This window comes from Leucobacter musarum subsp. musarum, from assembly GCF_001273845.1.
GTDB lineage: Bacteria > Actinomycetota > Actinomycetes > Actinomycetales > Microbacteriaceae > Leucobacter > Leucobacter musarum.
This window is the reverse complement of the sequence record NZ_JHBW01000118.1, coordinates 1-389: the sequence shown is the minus strand read 5'-3', so window position 1 is coordinate 389 and position 389 is coordinate 1. Positions and strand designations below refer to the sequence as shown.

The 389-nt window shown below is 59.6% G+C and carries 1 protein-coding gene; it reads left to right on the top strand.

Features of this window, described 5'->3' with window-relative positions; all coding sequences use genetic code 11:
• A partial coding sequence (locus CH42_RS16655; protein ID WP_162231106.1) for an ATP-binding protein occupies nucleotides 1–389 on the top strand: 389 nt, incomplete at both ends.

Here is a 389-nt window from a genome sequence, read left to right as displayed (position 1 = left end):
CGCAAGAGCCTTTGGTCTGGTTCTTCGATGACCTTGGACAAGCATCACCGGCAGTTCAAGCCGCCAAGATGCAACTGCTGCTGGCTCGCCGCATTGGCGAACACAAGCTCCCCGATCACGTAACGTTCTTGGCCGCAACGAATCGCCGGACAGATAACGCCGGCGTATCCGGCATTCTCGATCCGGTGAAATCGCGGTTTGCCACCATCGTTGAGCTTGTGCCGAGCATCGACGCGTGGGCAGCTTGGGCCGTGAAGACGAAGCAACCCGCTGAGTTGATCGCGTTCCTGCGTTTCAAGCCGGAGCTGCTCGTTGCGAAGGAGCGCACTCGTGACATCGAAAACCTGCCGTCGCCTCGAGGCTGGGGCATGGTTGGCAAGCAAATGCCC